Source organism: Microbulbifer sp. CnH-101-G, from assembly GCF_052466775.1.
This window is the reverse complement of the sequence record NZ_CP174292.1, coordinates 3,079,395-3,093,518: the sequence shown is the minus strand read 5'-3', so window position 1 is coordinate 3,093,518 and position 14,124 is coordinate 3,079,395. Positions and strand designations below refer to the sequence as shown.

12 protein-coding genes are annotated in these 14,124 nt (G+C 53.9%); 2 read left to right on the top strand and 10 right to left on the bottom strand.

From position 1 onward, the window contains the following. Positions 1–36 precede the first annotated feature (36 nt). Together ACJJID_RS13695 and ACJJID_RS13690 are read right to left on the bottom strand one after the other, a co-directional pair. On the bottom strand, positions 37–3,207 hold the full coding sequence (locus tag ACJJID_RS13695; RefSeq protein WP_444919960.1) for an efflux RND transporter permease subunit: 3,171 nt from the start codon (positions 3,205–3,207) through the stop codon (positions 37–39). A 52-nt stretch (positions 3,208–3,259) separates the two neighbouring features. Then, positions 3,260–4,378, bottom strand: a complete 1,119-nt coding sequence (locus ACJJID_RS13690) for an efflux RND transporter periplasmic adaptor subunit (protein ID WP_444919959.1) — start codon at positions 4,376–4,378, stop codon at positions 3,260–3,262. Between the two features lie 134 nt (positions 4,379–4,512). Between ACJJID_RS13690 and ACJJID_RS13685 the strand changes: the two genes are divergently transcribed. Beyond that, complete coding sequence (locus ACJJID_RS13685) at positions 4,513–5,154, top strand: TetR/AcrR family transcriptional regulator (RefSeq protein WP_444919958.1); 642 nt, start codon at positions 4,513–4,515, stop codon at positions 5,152–5,154. A gap of 27 nt (positions 5,155–5,181) precedes the next feature. Here ACJJID_RS13685 and ACJJID_RS13680 read toward each other — a convergent pair whose 3' ends face one another. From ACJJID_RS13680 to ACJJID_RS13665, 4 genes are all read right to left on the bottom strand, one after another. Then, a complete protein-coding gene (locus ACJJID_RS13680) occupies positions 5,182–5,607 on the bottom strand; it encodes a GFA family protein (protein WP_444919957.1) in 426 nt (141 codons plus the stop codon). 17 nt (positions 5,608–5,624) lie between these two features. Beyond that, positions 5,625–6,386 (bottom strand): ABC transporter permease, encoded by a 762-nt coding sequence (locus ACJJID_RS13675; protein ID WP_444919956.1) that lies wholly within the window; start codon positions 6,384–6,386, stop codon positions 5,625–5,627. Next, positions 6,383–7,348, bottom strand: coding sequence for an ABC transporter ATP-binding protein (locus ACJJID_RS13670; protein WP_444919955.1), 966 nt, complete (start codon positions 7,346–7,348; stop codon positions 6,383–6,385). The genes ACJJID_RS13675 and ACJJID_RS13670 overlap by 4 nt, the downstream gene beginning before the upstream one ends. 61 nt (positions 7,349–7,409) lie before the next feature. Further along, positions 7,410–8,639: an MFS transporter gene (locus ACJJID_RS13665; RefSeq protein WP_444919954.1), complete on the bottom strand. Its 1,230-nt coding sequence runs from the start codon at positions 8,637–8,639 to the stop codon at positions 7,410–7,412. Between the two features lie 262 nt (positions 8,640–8,901). Here ACJJID_RS13665 and soxR point away from each other — a divergent pair, with 262 nt between their 5' ends. Further along, entirely contained in the window at positions 8,902–9,390 is a 489-nt protein-coding gene (gene soxR / locus ACJJID_RS13660) for a redox-sensitive transcriptional activator SoxR (RefSeq protein WP_152454785.1), read from the top strand. An 82-nt stretch (positions 9,391–9,472) separates the two neighbouring features. Here the strand turns inward: soxR and ACJJID_RS13655 are convergent, their stop codons facing one another. From ACJJID_RS13655 to nirD, 4 genes are all read right to left on the bottom strand, one after another. Further along, on the bottom strand, positions 9,473–10,198 hold the full coding sequence (locus ACJJID_RS13655; RefSeq protein ID WP_444919953.1) for a dienelactone hydrolase family protein: 726 nt from the start codon (positions 10,196–10,198) through the stop codon (positions 9,473–9,475). 34 nt (positions 10,199–10,232) lie between these two features. Beyond that, positions 10,233–10,646 (bottom strand): VOC family protein, encoded by a 414-nt coding sequence (locus ACJJID_RS13650; RefSeq protein WP_444919952.1) that lies wholly within the window; start codon positions 10,644–10,646, stop codon positions 10,233–10,235. A gap of 269 nt (positions 10,647–10,915) precedes the next feature. Continuing rightward, complete coding sequence (locus ACJJID_RS13645; RefSeq protein ID WP_444919951.1) at positions 10,916–13,684, bottom strand: nitrate reductase; 2,769 nt, start codon at positions 13,682–13,684, stop codon at positions 10,916–10,918. 5 nt (positions 13,685–13,689) lie between these two features. Further along, positions 13,690–14,121: a nitrite reductase small subunit NirD gene (gene nirD, locus ACJJID_RS13640; protein ID WP_444919950.1), complete on the bottom strand. Its 432-nt coding sequence runs from the start codon at positions 14,119–14,121 to the stop codon at positions 13,690–13,692. Between the last annotated feature and the right edge of the window lie 3 nt (positions 14,122–14,124).

The window sequence follows — 14,124 nt, the reverse complement described above, 5'->3', positions numbered from 1 at the left end:
TTTGCTTAAGTCTTTTAATTAAGATACTAAAAATTATTAGGACGCCTGGGGCTCAGCACCATTTAAACCCGATGAAGCTTCTACTGCTGTTTCTGTGCTTTCTTCACGCACCCGGAACCAGGCTGCATATAGTGCTGGCAGAAAGATCAGGGTCAAGCCGGTAGCCACGATCAGCCCGCCCATAATGGCAACTGCCATGGGGCCGAAGAAGTCACTGCGTGACAACGGAATCATCGCCAGTACCGCGGTGAGAGCGGTTAACACGATGGGGCGGAAACGCCTTACGGTGGACTCAACGATCGCTTCCCAAGCACTCAGGCCCTGGCTGATGTCCTGCTGTATCTGGTCTACCAGAATCACTGAGTTACGCATAATCATGCCGGCCAGGGCGATGGTACCGAGCATGGCGACAAAGCCGAATGGCTTGCCGAACAGCAATAGGAATAAAGTAACTCCGATCAGTCCCAAGGGGGCGGTGAGGAATACCATGGCGGATAGGGACATGCTGCGCAGTTGCAGCATCAGCAGAGTGAACACTACCAATACAAATAGCGGCATACCGGCGTTAACCGATTTCTGCCCCCGTTCGGATTCCTCCACAGTGCCGCCCACTTCCAGCAAGTAGCCGGGTGGCAACTGATCGCGAATACTCTGCAGGCGCGGCCAAACTTCTTTCACTATCGTTGCGGGCAGCTCCTCACCGTAGATATCGGCACGCACGGTCACCGTGGGCAGGCGATCGCGGTGCCAGATAATGCCTTCCTCGAACCCGTATTCCAGGGTGGCGATCTGGTTTAGGGGGACACTGCGACCGCTACTGGTTTGTACTGCCAGGCTGCCCAGTTGGCTGAGGGCGTAGCGCTCCTGCTCATCACCGCGCACGCGCACATCAATCAACTCATTGTCCTCGCGGTACTGACTCACGGTAATTCCGGTGAGAGAGCTTTGCAGGGCACGGGAGAGCGAGGCGCTGTTCACGCCCATGGCACGGGCGCGGTCCTGATCGATATTCAGGTTGACCGTTTTGCTGGGCTCCTCCCAGTCCAGGTGCACGTTGGTCACTTTCGAATTATCACGAATGCGCTCGGCCACCTGGCGGGCCAGGCTGCGCACCTCACCAATATGCTCACCAGAGATGCGGAACTGCACTGGATAGCCAACCGGTGGTCCGTTTTCCAGGCGGGAGATGCGGCTGCGCAGAGTGGGGAACTCCTCCTGCATGGTCTCGATCAGCCAGCTGCGCACCTGTTCGCGCTCCTCGACACTGCGGGTCATCAACACAAACTGGGCAAAGCTAGCTGCCGGTAATTGCTGGTCCAATGGTAGGTAGAAACGGGGCGAGCCGGTGCCTACATAGACCACGTAGTTTTCTACCTGCTCATTTTTATCCAGCAGTGCCTCCAGGCGCTTGGCTTGAAACTCGGTGGATTTCAATGATGCGCCCTCGGCCAGCTTGAGATCTACCAGCAGTTCCAAACGCCCGGAAGAGGGGAAGAATTGTTGCGGCACCAGGCGGAAGAGGGCCAGGGAACCAATAAAGATCGCGAGGGTTGCCACTATGACGGTTTTGCGGTGGCGCAGGCACCAGGTGATCAGGCGGCGGAAGCGCTGGTAGAAGGGTTTCTGGTAGGGGTCTCGAACCTCACCGCTGTGATCGTGGCGCGCCAGATTGGGCAACAGGTAATGCCCAAGGTAGGGTACGAATATTACCGCGGCAATCCAGGAAACGATCAGTGACAGCGTGACCACCTGGAAGATCGAGCGGGTGTACTCCCCGGTGCCGGACTCGGCTGTGGCAATTGGCAGGAAACCGGCGGCGGTAATCAGGGTACCAGTGAGCATGGGGAAGGCGGTACTGGTCCAGGCGAAGCCGGCTGCTTTAAGTCGACTGAGCCCCTGTTCCATTTTAATGGCCATCATCTCTACGGCGATAATGGCGTCGTCCACCATCAGGCCAAGGGCGAGTACCAGGGCGCCCAGGGAAATCTTGTGCAGGCCGATATTGAAGTAACTCATCAGTGCGAAGGTCATTGCCAGCACCAATGGAATCGATAGCGCTACGATCAAGCCGGGGCGGGTGCCGAGGGAGAAAAAGCTCACCAGCAGTACAATGCCCAGCGCCTCCGCCAACACTTGCAGGAACTCTCCTACGCCGCGCTTTACCGCTGCGGGTTGGTCGGATACTTTACGTAACTGCATGCCGATAGGCAGGTCTTCCTGCAGCTCGGCAAATGTGGCGTCCAGCTTTTTGCCCAGCTTGAGGATATCGCCACCTTCTTTCATGGAAACAGCCAGGCCGATGGCGTCCTCTCCCATAAAGCGCATACGGGGTTGCGCGGGATCGCTGAAGCCGCGGTGTACTTCGGCAATATCCCCCAGCCTCTGGGTGCGCCCACCTGCGGTGATAGGGAAACGGCGAATTTCATCGACCGAGTGAAACTGGCCGCTAACGCGAATACGCACACGGTCGCTGACCGTATCAATAAAGCCTGCGTCGGCAACTTGGTTTTGTGATTGCAGCGCGCTTTGCACCGCACTAAGGGGAATGCCGAGGGAGGCGAGTTTGGTGTTGGAAATTTCCACCCAGATTTTTTCATCCTGCAGCCCCAGCAATTCCACCTTACCCACATTCTTAACTCGCTGTAACGCCAGCTGTAGACGCTCGGCATAGTCTTTCATTAAGGCGTAATCGAAGCCGTTGCCAGTCAGCGCATAGATATTGCCGAAAGTCGTGCCGAACTCGTCATTAAAAAATGGGCCCTGGATATCCAGTGGTAGAGTGTGGCGGATGTCGCTGACCTTTTTACGCACCTGGTACCAGAGATCGGGGATATCTCGCGAATGCATATCGTCGCGGGCGACAAACAGCACCTGGGACTGGCCAGGGCGGGAGAAAGAGGAGATGCGTTGGTAGTCACCGGTCTCGAGTAATTTTTTCTCTACCCGTTCGGTAATTTGGCGGGAGACTTCCTCAGCGCTGGCGCCGGGCCAAAGAGTGTTGATCACCATTACCTTAAAAGTGAAGGGTGGATCTTCACTCTGCCCAAGTTGCGTGTAAGAGGCAGCGCCCAGCAGCCCCAGTACGATCATGGCGTAGAGTACCAGCGGGCGGTTTTTCAGCGCCCATTCGGAAAGGTTAAAACCCATGGCAATTTCTCTGTGTTGAAGTGCGGGCTGATTGAGCTGGCCGCGCTTCGGCAATTTCATTGGAGCGTTTTTTAGCGCTCGGTCCAGTTCTTATTTTTGGGGTAGCCGTTAGTTAGTCCTGCTGGGCGAGGGCGCGGTCTGGATCGATCGGGCGGTTCATTCGATCCACAGGGCGAACCTGTTGCCCCTCCAATAAAAGGTGGGTACCGGCGGCAACGACCCAATCATCGGCGCGCAGGCCGGAGAAAATTGGTACAAATTCCTGGCCATAGGGGCCCACAGTGACCTCGGTTTTATGCAGGGTTTGATGTTCGCGATTGAGAACCCAGACAAAGGCCTTGCCGTTATCGGCGCTCACTGCCGACATGGGCACTTGTAAAACATCGGTGGTTGTCGCTTTAGGTACGAAGACTCTGGCACTCTGGCCTATTTCAATGCCGGTGGTTTTATTGGTAAAAGCCACGCGCGCTTCAAAGGTGCGGGATACCGGGTCCGCAGCGGGGGAGAGCTCGCGCACCTGCGCGGGAAAGGATTTGCCCGGCTGCGACCAGAGTTCAACGGTCAGGGGCTGGCCGACGCGGAAATGGCCAATCGCCTGCTCCGGCAAATCGATACGTACCTCGCGTTCACCGTCGGCGGCGAGCTCGAAAATCCCCTGGCCGGCGGCAATAACCTGGCCGGCCTCCGCCATGCGGCGGGCGATAACTCCACTCTCCGGGGCTTTCAGTTCTGCGTAAGCGGCCTGATTGCGCGCCACATCTAATTGTGCTTTTGCCTGTTGCAGGCGTGCATCACTGGCTTCAAAGCGGGTTTCCACCGCATCGAACTGTGAGTGGCTGACCAACTGGCGCTCTAATAGTTTGCGGTGGCGCTCCAACTCGCTGCGCGCCAGGCGCTGGTCGGCCTCGGCAGAGGTGAGGCGTGCGCGGGCGGAATCCAGTTGCAGGAGCAGATCTTCGGTGTCCAGTTCGGCCAGTGGTTGACCTTGGTCAACGCGGTCGCCCACATTGACCAGGCGCCGCTGCAGCTTGCCACTGATACGAAAGGCCAGGGCAGGTTCGAAGCGGGCACGTACCTCGCCGGGATAAAAATCCAGTTGGGCGCTGGCCAACTGAGGTTGGACCATCACCGCTGGGCGGGGTTTTTCTGATTGTTCGGTGGACTCCGATGGCGCACAGGCGGACAACAGTAGGCTGAACGAGAGTGCGGCGAAGAGTAGCGATCGGTACATAGGGGCTCCCTTCCTCGGCGGCGAGGCGACAAGGTAAGTCCGGAAGTGGACAAGTCATGGCCGGGCGGCCGGTAATGTTATACTGGCGAGTATAGTAAATTTATTAAACTGGTGAGTCCAGTATATGGAGTGCTATGTCTGAACAATCTCAGACGGCCGCCCAGCGCGGGCGTCCCAAGGACTTGGCCAAACGCCAGGCCATTCTCGATGCAGCCAAGGAGCTGTTTCTGACCAATGGTTTTGCCGCCACCAGTGTGGATGCGGTGGCCTCTGCTGCGGGTGTTTCGAAATTGACGGTGTACAGTCATTTCTCTGATAAAGAGACGCTGTTCAGTGCCGCGATCACTTCCCGCTGCGAGATGATGATGCCCCTGCCCATTTTCGACCTGAAAGAGGGCGATTCGGTGGCAGAGGTACTGGAGCGCATTGGTCAGGCTTTTCTAAGCATGGTGGATAGCAAGGATAGTATTCGCCTGTTACGGCTTTTGTGTGCCCTGGCTTCGCAGGAATCGCAGGAGTCAAAACTGGCCCAGTTGTTTTTTGATGCGGGCCCCCAGCGAATCCTTCGGGACATTGAACAGTTACTACGCCGCGCTACCGAGATGGACAAGCTGCAAGTAGCCAATCCGGCAGAGGCCGCCGAGGACTTTATGGGCATTTTGCTGGGTTGCCGGCATATGCGGGTATTGATCGGTTGTTGTGAAGTACAGGCTGAGGAGGAGCGGCGTGAACGGGTGCGCAGGGCTGTGGCGCTATTTATGCGGAGCTACCGCTGATTGATTATGCAGGTTACCGCTGACAGGCTAATGGCTCGAGCTTTCCGGCATTAAAGGGCAGCGGCTGATATCTCCATTTATTTCCAGCCATTCCGGTTTGTTTTGGTAGTAGGCGTAGCGCTCCGGTTGGATAAACATCGGGTCGTCGAAGGCGCCCCCGGCAATACCGCGATATTCCGGTAGAAATTCCAGCGTCCAGGTGAGGGCGCTGCCGCAGTGCTCACAGAACTGGCACTCGATCCAGCGGCCTGCGTCGGATAAAAGCCGGTGGGTTTTTAGTTCCGCGTTGATGAACTGGACATTGTTTTTGTCGAAGTACACCGATACGCCCATTAAGCTGCCGGTGCGCTTCCGGCACCAGCTGCAGGAACAGAGGCTCACCCGGCGTGGTTGGCCTATGGCGCGAAATCGCACGGCACCACAGACACAGCCACCTTCGTGAATTGCCTCCATCCCCACATCCTCAATGATTAGGTTTTAATGCGGTAACCGGTGCGAAAAATCCACCAGACCGTTGTCAGGCAGAGAAATAGGAAGAGCAGTGTCATCCCCACGCTGAGGCCCATGTTGACATCGGCTACGCCATAGAAAGCCCAGCGGAAACCGCTGATCAGGTAAACCACCGGATTAAATAGCGTCACTTTTTGCCAGAATTCCGGCAGCATACTGATGGAATAGAAGGCCCCGCCAAGAAAAGTCAGTGGGGTGATAATCATCAATGGAATGATTTGCAGTTTTTGGAAGTCGTCGGCCCAGATGCCGATAATAAAGCCGAACAAACTAAAACTTACGGCGGTCAGCACCAGAAATGAGATCATCCAGAAAGGATGGAGAATTTCATAGTCGACAAAAAAGCGCGCGGTGGCGAGGATTAATAGTCCGAGCAAGATCGACTTGGTGGCTGCAGCCCCCACATAGCCAGCGACAATTTCAAAGGGCGATACCGGTGCCGATAGGACTTCATATATGGTGCCGGAGAATTTTGGAAAAAAGATACCAAAGGCGGCATTGGAAATACTTTCCCCCAAAAGTGCCAACATTATCAGCCCGGGGATAATAAAGGCTCCATAGCTCACACCTTCAATATCCCCCATGCGCGAGCCAATGGCGGCGCCAAATACAATAAAGTACAGGGATGTGGAGAGCACCGGCGAGGCGACACTTTGTATCAGCGTGCGCCAGGTGCGCGACATTTCAAACTTGTAGATAGCCGCTATACCGTACCAGTTCATGGCTGAGCCTCCCCACTGAATTGCTCTTCACCCTCGTGACGTGCGGAGTGCACCAGGTTGACAAAAATTTCTTCCAGAGAGCTTTCCCGGGTGTATAAATCGCGAAATTCAATATTTGCCGAACTGAGGCGGCGCAGGAATTCCGGAATGCCAGTGTTTTCACTCTTGATATCAAAGCGGTAAATCAGCTCGCTGCCATCGCCATTGAGGCGCAGTGGCAAATCTGAGAGGCTATCGGGAATGCTTTCCAGGGGCGAGGGTAGTTGCAGGCTGAGCTCTTTTTCCCCCATTTTCTGCATCAGCGTTTTTTTATCCTCAACTAATACCAACTCACCGCGATTAATAACCCCGACCCGATCGGCCATTTCTTCCGCCTCCTCAATATAGTGAGTGGTGAGGATGACGGTTACCCCGGATTCGCGCAGGCCTCGTACCATTTCCCACATATCCTGGCGCAGTTCCACATCGACACCGGCAGTGGGTTCATCCAGGAAGAGCACGCTGGGTTCATGGGATAGAGCCTTGGCAATCATCAGGCGCCGCTTCATACCGCCAGACAGAGTGACAATCTTGTTATTCCTTTTTTCCCACAAGGAAAGCTGCCGCAGGATTTTCTCTAAGTAAGAGGGGTTGGGTGGTTTGCCAAATAAGCCGCGGCTGAATTTGATTGCGCCCAACACGCTCTCAAAGGAATCAGTGGCAATTTCCTGGGGGACCAGGCCAATTTCGCGTCGGGCACGGCGATAATCTCGCTGGATATCGTAACCGTTAACAGTAACGCTGCCCTGACCGGGATTCACGATGCCACAGATAATACTGATTAGTGTGGTTTTGCCGGCACCGTTAGGGCCGAGCAGTGCGAATATCTCACCCCGTTGAATATTCAAGTCGATACTTTTTAAGGCGTTAAACCCGCCACTATAAGTCTTGTCGAGACCTTTAACGGAAATAATCGGTTCCACTTCTTCTCCTTGTAAAATCCTAAAACGAGCCGGTCTAAATACTTTTGGGCGTGTTTATATCCTACTGCAAAATGATTTCACTGGATGGTTTTGCTTTCAACCAATGTAGGAAAAGCGCCAGGGTGGCCAAAAACAGCAGCACAGCGCTCGCTGCGGAAAAGCTACTGGCGAGGCCAAAACGTTCTATCCAGGGTTGGCTGATGAGTGGTGAGAGAAATTGCCCAATAAAAACACTGGCGGCGAGAGCACCGGATATTCGCCCACGAATATTGGGGGTGGCGGATTCCAGTCCGGTGGCGAAGATATGGGGGATCAGGGTACCCATTCCACAACCATAAATCGCAGTGGCAATCATAATCGCGTTAAATGAATCCGCCTCGGCGATTAGCCCCATACCGCAGGCCATAACTGCAAAACCCAGGACAAAAACGCCACTTTTCCCCAGGTGGTTGCGCGCCAGAGGATAGAACACCAGTGAGGCCAGGGCGCCCATTAAATTACTGGCGGCGATGGCAATACCCGCGAGGCTGGGAGCATCGACCCCAATTTCCTTGAGAAGGAAGGGGAGCTGGGTGGGGATCAGAAAAAAGACCAGGCTGTTTAGCAGGGCTGCACCGAGCAATAATGCAAAGGCCATCCAGTCGGGTTTTTCATCACTAAAGTGGTCAGACGATCGCTCAATATTATTGCGCTCAGGCTCTGGCAAGTAGCGTATTACTGCTGGAATCAGTAATAGTGCCGCCGCGTAAATCACAAAAGGTGCGCGCCAATGTATATCTGCCAACAGCCCACCGGCCACAAGGAAGATAACCCCGCCGAGACTGATAAAGGCCCCCTGCTGACTCATATAGGTACGCCTTTGATCGGGGTTGAAATAGTCACCTACCAGGGCGGTGACTGAAGTCATGGTGCCCGCTACCGCAATACCCAGCAGGATACGGCTGGCCAATAGTCCTGCCAGGCTGTCCTGCAACAATGCCGAGATGCCGGTCAGGGCATAAACAGTGACCGCCAGCAACAGCAGCCGCCTGCGTCCATAGCGATCGGATACAAACCCGGCGAGAGGGGCGAATAGAGCAATCATTAAGGCCGGTAGGCTCAAAATCAACCGGCTCAGCAGGGCAATATCTTCATGTTGGGCAAAGTGTGCCTCCAGGGCTGGCAGTGATGGCGCCACTGTGGCGCCAGACATTATTGTGAGCGCCGCCAGACACAGTAGTGTCAGCCGCATCTGTAGCGAGATAGCGGGTTTTGCCACGCTGAGAGGCGGTGCTATGTGGGCAGGAATCATCGGCGAATCCCTTTTTTGCCTTTGCTCACCTTTGTTAAGGACGGAGTTACCGATAGACACAGCCCCTCTTGCACGGCCAGGCTGATACTTTGGCTTTGTGCAGCCACTAAAAGAGAAGTGGTGTTAGTAGAGGGGGTTTCTGTAATGGGGTAGGTTTGTTTGCTGTTCCTGATCATCGGTAGTCTCCCTGAGCTTGCAATGGAATGCGGCGCAGTGTAAAACCTAAAGTAATATTGAGGTCAATAGCAGCCGGAGAGTTTTGATGCCTGGTACCAGTGAAAAGAAAGTATCCTCTTGTGGCGATAAGAAGTGCCGTCGCGAGATGACCGTGGGCGAGGTGGCTGAGCGCAGTGATGTGGCGGTGAGTGCACTGCACTTTTATGAGAGCAAAGGCCTAATCAGCAGCTGGCGTACCAGTGGCAATCAGCGGCGCTACTCTCGGGATGTGTTGCGACGTGTGGCCATTATCAAGGTGGCGCAGAGCACCGGTATTCCCCTCGCCGAAATTCGCGAAGCCCTAGCGACTCTGCCCGATGGACGCACACCCACGGCCAAAGACTGGGCCAAGCTTTCCGCCAGCTGGCGCGAGGAACTGGACCAGCGTATTCGCCAGTTGACTCAATTGCGCGATCGTTTGGAGGGTTGTATCGGCTGTGGTTGCCTGTCTATGGAGAGCTGTCCGCTCCGCAACCCAGGAGATCAAGCCGCGGAGCAGGGCGCTGGGGCTCGCTACCTGGATGTGGGGAGCTGACTTGGTGAGCTAATGGAAAGCAAATGGTGCGCTTCACGCTTGAGAAAATAATGAAGTTCTCACAATTTTTTATTGCTTGAAGTCACTGGAAAAGTTTCTGGTAAAAATCTAGGGTACCCTGCCATGCGTCTTGCGCCGCTTCCTGGTTATAAGCCAGCGGCAAGCCAAATTTCTGACCGCGCTCTGTGGCGACGGGATTGGTAAAGCCGTGCAGTACTCCGGGATAGCTCACTAGGGTGAATTTAGCACCGGCCCCCTGCATTTCCTCGACAAAAGCCCCGACCTGCTGTGGCGGAATCATACTGTCGGCACCGCCGGTGTAAACCTGTAGTTCCGCCTGGACTTTCCCTTTTTTCGCGCGGACCTCGCTGGCCAGGGCTCCGTGATAGCTGACTACTCCACGCAATTCCACACCGAGGCGCGCCATGGTCAAGGCAACGCCACCGCCAAAGCAATAGCCCTGTGCGGCAATTTGATTTTCCTCGACTACGCTGTGCTGCTGCAGCAGGGTGAGTGCGGTGCGGAAACAGGCTTCCAGAGAGACTGGATTTTCAAGCGCCTCATCGCGAAACTGCTGCGCTTCGGCGGGGTCGTCCGTTTGCTTGCCACTACCAAACATATCCACCGCAAAGGCACAGTAACCCTGTCTGGCGAGCTTTTCAGCCTGCTCGCGCACAAAGGCATTGTGTCCCCACCATTCGTGAACCAGCATGACACCGGGGCGCTTTTCTTGAGTGCTGTCATCCCAAGCAAGGTAACCACTGTAGGACTTGCCATCTACCGCGTAATCAATCTCTTCGGTTTTCATTGTTGCATGTCTCTTTGGCGAAAAATTGATGGTCTTATTCAGATTTGACTGGCGGGCCTTTGAGTTCCACCAGATTTTGTTCGGGATCGGAAATATAGATCGATGGCCCCATGCCCTCGGCACCGTAGCGCTGTTGTGGCTTGGAGGGCTCGATATTTTTCTCTTTTAAATAAGCAATAATTTTATCGGGTTCGAATGGATCTATACGTAAACAGAAATGATGCAGGTTACGCCCTTCGACACCCGGCGCGGCACCGCCCTCACGACCGATAGTTTGATCCACCGGAACCAAGTCGATTAAGGCGTGCCCGGCACGCAACTGATAGAGGCCCAACTCCTGATTTTCTCGCTCCATGGTGCAGCCGAGGATATCTTCATAAAAATTGCGCATGGCAGCCAGGGATTTGACCCTCAGCACCACATGATCAATGTGTTGAATCTTAAACACAGGAATTCCTGAAATTTTAGTGATTATTAATCTGGTGAATAAATTATCTTATAGGAAAAACCGCCACTGTTTTATAGATCGTTGGATGCGGCAGTAAGAAGTGCTGATTTAGAGATTTGCGCCAATGTTATACCGATTCTAAGTATCGGCGGGCTTGGAGGGCTAAGTGGGCGTCTCAGGCATCTAGTGAGGACTTCGCGCGGAGTGTTGGTCGAGAAAAACGGCACTCCGCACTTGAATGAACTTGGAATCAATGAGCAATATTGGGCTTAAGCACTATAAACCTTGTCTAAATCCTTTTGGGGATGCAGTTCTTTTGCGGGCCTGACAATCTCTGTTTCCAGCATCGCTGCAACTTCCTGCTTCTGTACGCTTTGTTGTAGTTTAATTCGCAGAAGCTGGGAGATTTCCGGTTTACAAGAGCCACAGCGGGTGCCGCAGCCAAGAGCCTCACCTAATGCCTCTACCGAATTAACTCCCTGACTGATTGCTTTTTCAATCTGGGGGCGGGAAATCTGCATACAGGTACATACAATGCGTTCACCAGGAGGAATTGCCTGGAGAAAATGGGCGGGATTTTCTGGGGCTTCCAGTTGTAGATAGCGCTCCAGGGTGCGTCGGTCAGGAAGAAGCTGCCAATCGTTACTGGCAAAAATAAGCAGTTCTATTTGTTCGCTATAAGCGAGCCAACGTTGGCTGTTTAGTGTTTCTATTTGCTGCCAGTGAACGCCTGAATTTTCCTGTAATAATTGTGCGCCCAGTTGGCGACCATTTAATGGCGTGCTCAGTGCCAACTCAAAGCGATATCCGTTTTGGCAGGGCACTCGATACCAGTGCAGCAGATTTTCTTCCCGATGGGTCTGCAGCCAGTGCCAAAGATTTTGTGCAAGTGGTTCCGGGCAAATAAGGGTGGCAAAGCTCTTACAGGGGAGGGCTTGCAGCTGCACCGGTACTTGTTTGAATTCCGGCTGGCCGGAAATTGGATCTACCTCTGCTTTGGTAAGGGCACTGACCTTCGATTCCTGAGCCAGAGTCTGGCTCCAGTGAATGGGAGCGAACAGTTCACCGGGCTTTTGACCACTATTGAGTACTGCACGTCCACACATGCGACCCTGGGCACTGCGCAATTCCACCAGCGCGCCTTCATCTACACCGTATTTTCGTGCATCCACAGGGTTTATTTGAATCTCGGCAGTTTCACTGTGATCCAGTAATTTGCGTGCACGGCCGGTGCGGGTCATGGTGTGCCATTGGTCGCGCATACGACCGCTGTTTAGCCAAAGGGGATAACTGTTGCCGATTTGCTGTTGGGGTGTGCACGGTTTGACCGCAATGAAATTGGCTCGGCCAGTTTCGGTGAAAAATTTTCCGTCGCCAAATAGTCGTGCGCTGCCCTGGGGGTTTTCCCAGTTAACCGGCCACTGTACCGGCTTTAATGTATCGTATTCGTTACGATCGATATCACTAAAATAGGAGATGTCAAAGGCGCGGCTGTTGTTGTTTTCGAATCCTGACAATTGCGCATGTTCACGGAATATTTCTGCGGGGTGGGTAAAGTTAAACTGCTCGCCAAACCCCAGGCGGTTGGCTAAATCGCAGATTGCCTGCCAGTCGTGGCGAGCCTCTCCGGTGGGCTCGAGAAAGGAGCGTTGCCGGGAGATGCGCCGCTCAGCATTGGTGACAGTGCCATTTTTCTCGGCCCAGCCAGTGGCCGGCAGCAGTACATCGGCGCAGCGGGCGGTGTCGGTATCGGCGATACAATCGGAAACAATCACTAGCGGACATTTACGCAGAGCTTCAGTCACCCGCTCCGCTTCCGGCATACTCACGGCGGGATTGGTGGCCATAATCCAGATTGCTTTGATCTGCCCACTTTCCACTGCGCGGAACATATCCACGGCTTTTAATCCGGGATTCAGTGCCATATTGGGTGCATTCCAGAAGCGCTGCACCCGGTCTATATCACTATCTTTAAATTCCATGTGGGCGGCGAGCATATTGGCCAGACCACCCACTTCGCGCCCGCCCATAGCATTGGGCTGGCCGGTAATTGAGAAGGGCCCCGCCCCAGCCTTGCCGATGCGCCCGGTTGCCAAGTGACAGTTGATGATTGCGTTATTTTTGTCTGTGCCACTACTGGATTGGTTAATACCTTGGGAATAGAAGCTGAGTGTTTTTTCGGTTTCGGCAAACAAGCGGAAGAAAGCTAATAGCTTTTTTGCAGGCACTCCACAACTCAGTGCGGTTTGCTGTAGGGACCAGTGCTGGGCGGTTTCCAGTGCCTGCTCAAAACCCTGTGTATGTTGTTGGATATAGTGATGATTGAGGCGGTTGTGTTGAGCGAGGAAATTAAGCAGCCCATTAAACAGTGCGGCATCGCTGCCGGGAGTTATTGCCAGGTGCAGATCGGCCATCTCGCTGGTAGCACTCGCCCGCGGATCAACCACCACCAGCTTGGCTTTACCCGCCTGCATACGCTGAAACAGAATCGGGTGGGTCCAGGCGGCATTGGAGCCAACTAAAACGATGAGGTCCGCTTCTTCCAGATCTCCATAGCAACAGGGCACGGCATCCGCGCCTAGGGCGCGCTTATACCCTGCTACGGCTGAGGACATGCAAAGACGCGAGTTGGTATCAATATTTGCGCTACCAATAAAACCCTTCATTAATTTATTGGCAACATAATAATCTTCGGTCAGCAGCTGCCCAGAAAGGTAAAAAGCTACGGAGTCAGGGCCATATTCGCGGATATTGCGGGCGAATTCGCTGGCGACATAAGACATGGCAGTATCCCAATCACAGGCTTCGCCATGCAGGTGCGGCCGTAAGAGCCGCCCATGATCTCCGAGTGTTTCCCCTAGGGCAGAACCTTTTACACACAGTCGGCCAAAATTAGAGGGATGCTGTTTATCACCTGTGACGGAAATCACAGAGGTATTTTGCCGCTCTTCCTTGTTAATTGTTACTCCGCAGCCTACTCCGCAATAGGGACAAGTGGTGCAGGAGCGCTGTGTGCTCAGGTATTCCTTTACTGCCATTATTCTTACTTATTGCAACCGATATAAACGGTATTTCCATTAAATGCCAAAGGGTAAGTGGCGAGCTGGATATTAGCGTCTTCCATACAAACACCATCTTCAAGGCGAAAATGGTGTTTATAAAGTGGTGAAGCAATAGTTAATTCACCCTCCAGCTCCGCAATTATTCCCCGCGAAATAACCCCAGCTTGTGCGATCGGGTCCCAGTTGTCAACGGCATAAAGCTGTCGATCCTGCCCGGGTAAAAAAAATAGGGCGATACCTTTTTTCTTCTCAGATCTAACCGTGTTGCCAGCTTTTTCTGAGGAGGTATCGCCCCAAAGGGCACACACCCCGGAATTGCTGACCAGATCTGAGCGTCGACAGATTGGCAGCCATTGGGGGCGGGTTATGGCAATAGAATTAAATGAATTTGGTTTGGCGCTGGCTTGATACATAAC

Excerpts from the sequence above, each read along its gene's own strand:
- ACJJID_RS13695 (WP_444919960.1), bottom strand. The coding sequence starts at position 3,207 with ATGAAATTGCCGAAGCGCGGCCAGCTCAATCAGCCCGCACTTCAACAC.
- ACJJID_RS13690 (WP_444919959.1), bottom strand. The coding sequence starts at position 4,378 with ATGTACCGATCGCTACTCTTCGCCGCACTCTCGTTCAGCCTACTGTTG.
- ACJJID_RS13685 (WP_444919958.1), top strand. The coding sequence starts at position 4,513 with ATGTCTGAACAATCTCAGACGGCCGCCCAGCGCGGGCGTCCCAAGGAC.
- ACJJID_RS13680 (WP_444919957.1), bottom strand. The coding sequence starts at position 5,607 with ATGGAGGCAATTCACGAAGGTGGCTGTGTCTGTGGTGCCGTGCGATTT.
- ACJJID_RS13675 (WP_444919956.1), bottom strand. The coding sequence starts at position 6,386 with ATGAACTGGTACGGTATAGCGGCTATCTACAAGTTTGAAATGTCGCGC.
- ACJJID_RS13665 (WP_444919954.1), bottom strand. The coding sequence starts at position 8,639 with ATGATTCCTGCCCACATAGCACCGCCTCTCAGCGTGGCAAAACCCGCT.
- soxR (WP_152454785.1), top strand. The coding sequence starts at position 8,902 with ATGCCTGGTACCAGTGAAAAGAAAGTATCCTCTTGTGGCGATAAGAAG.
- ACJJID_RS13655 (WP_444919953.1), bottom strand. The coding sequence starts at position 10,198 with ATGAAAACCGAAGAGATTGATTACGCGGTAGATGGCAAGTCCTACAGT.
- ACJJID_RS13645 (WP_444919951.1), bottom strand. The coding sequence starts at position 13,684 with ATGGCAGTAAAGGAATACCTGAGCACACAGCGCTCCTGCACCACTTGT.
- nirD (WP_444919950.1), bottom strand. The coding sequence starts at position 14,121 with ATGTATCAAGCCAGCGCCAAACCAAATTCATTTAATTCTATTGCCATA.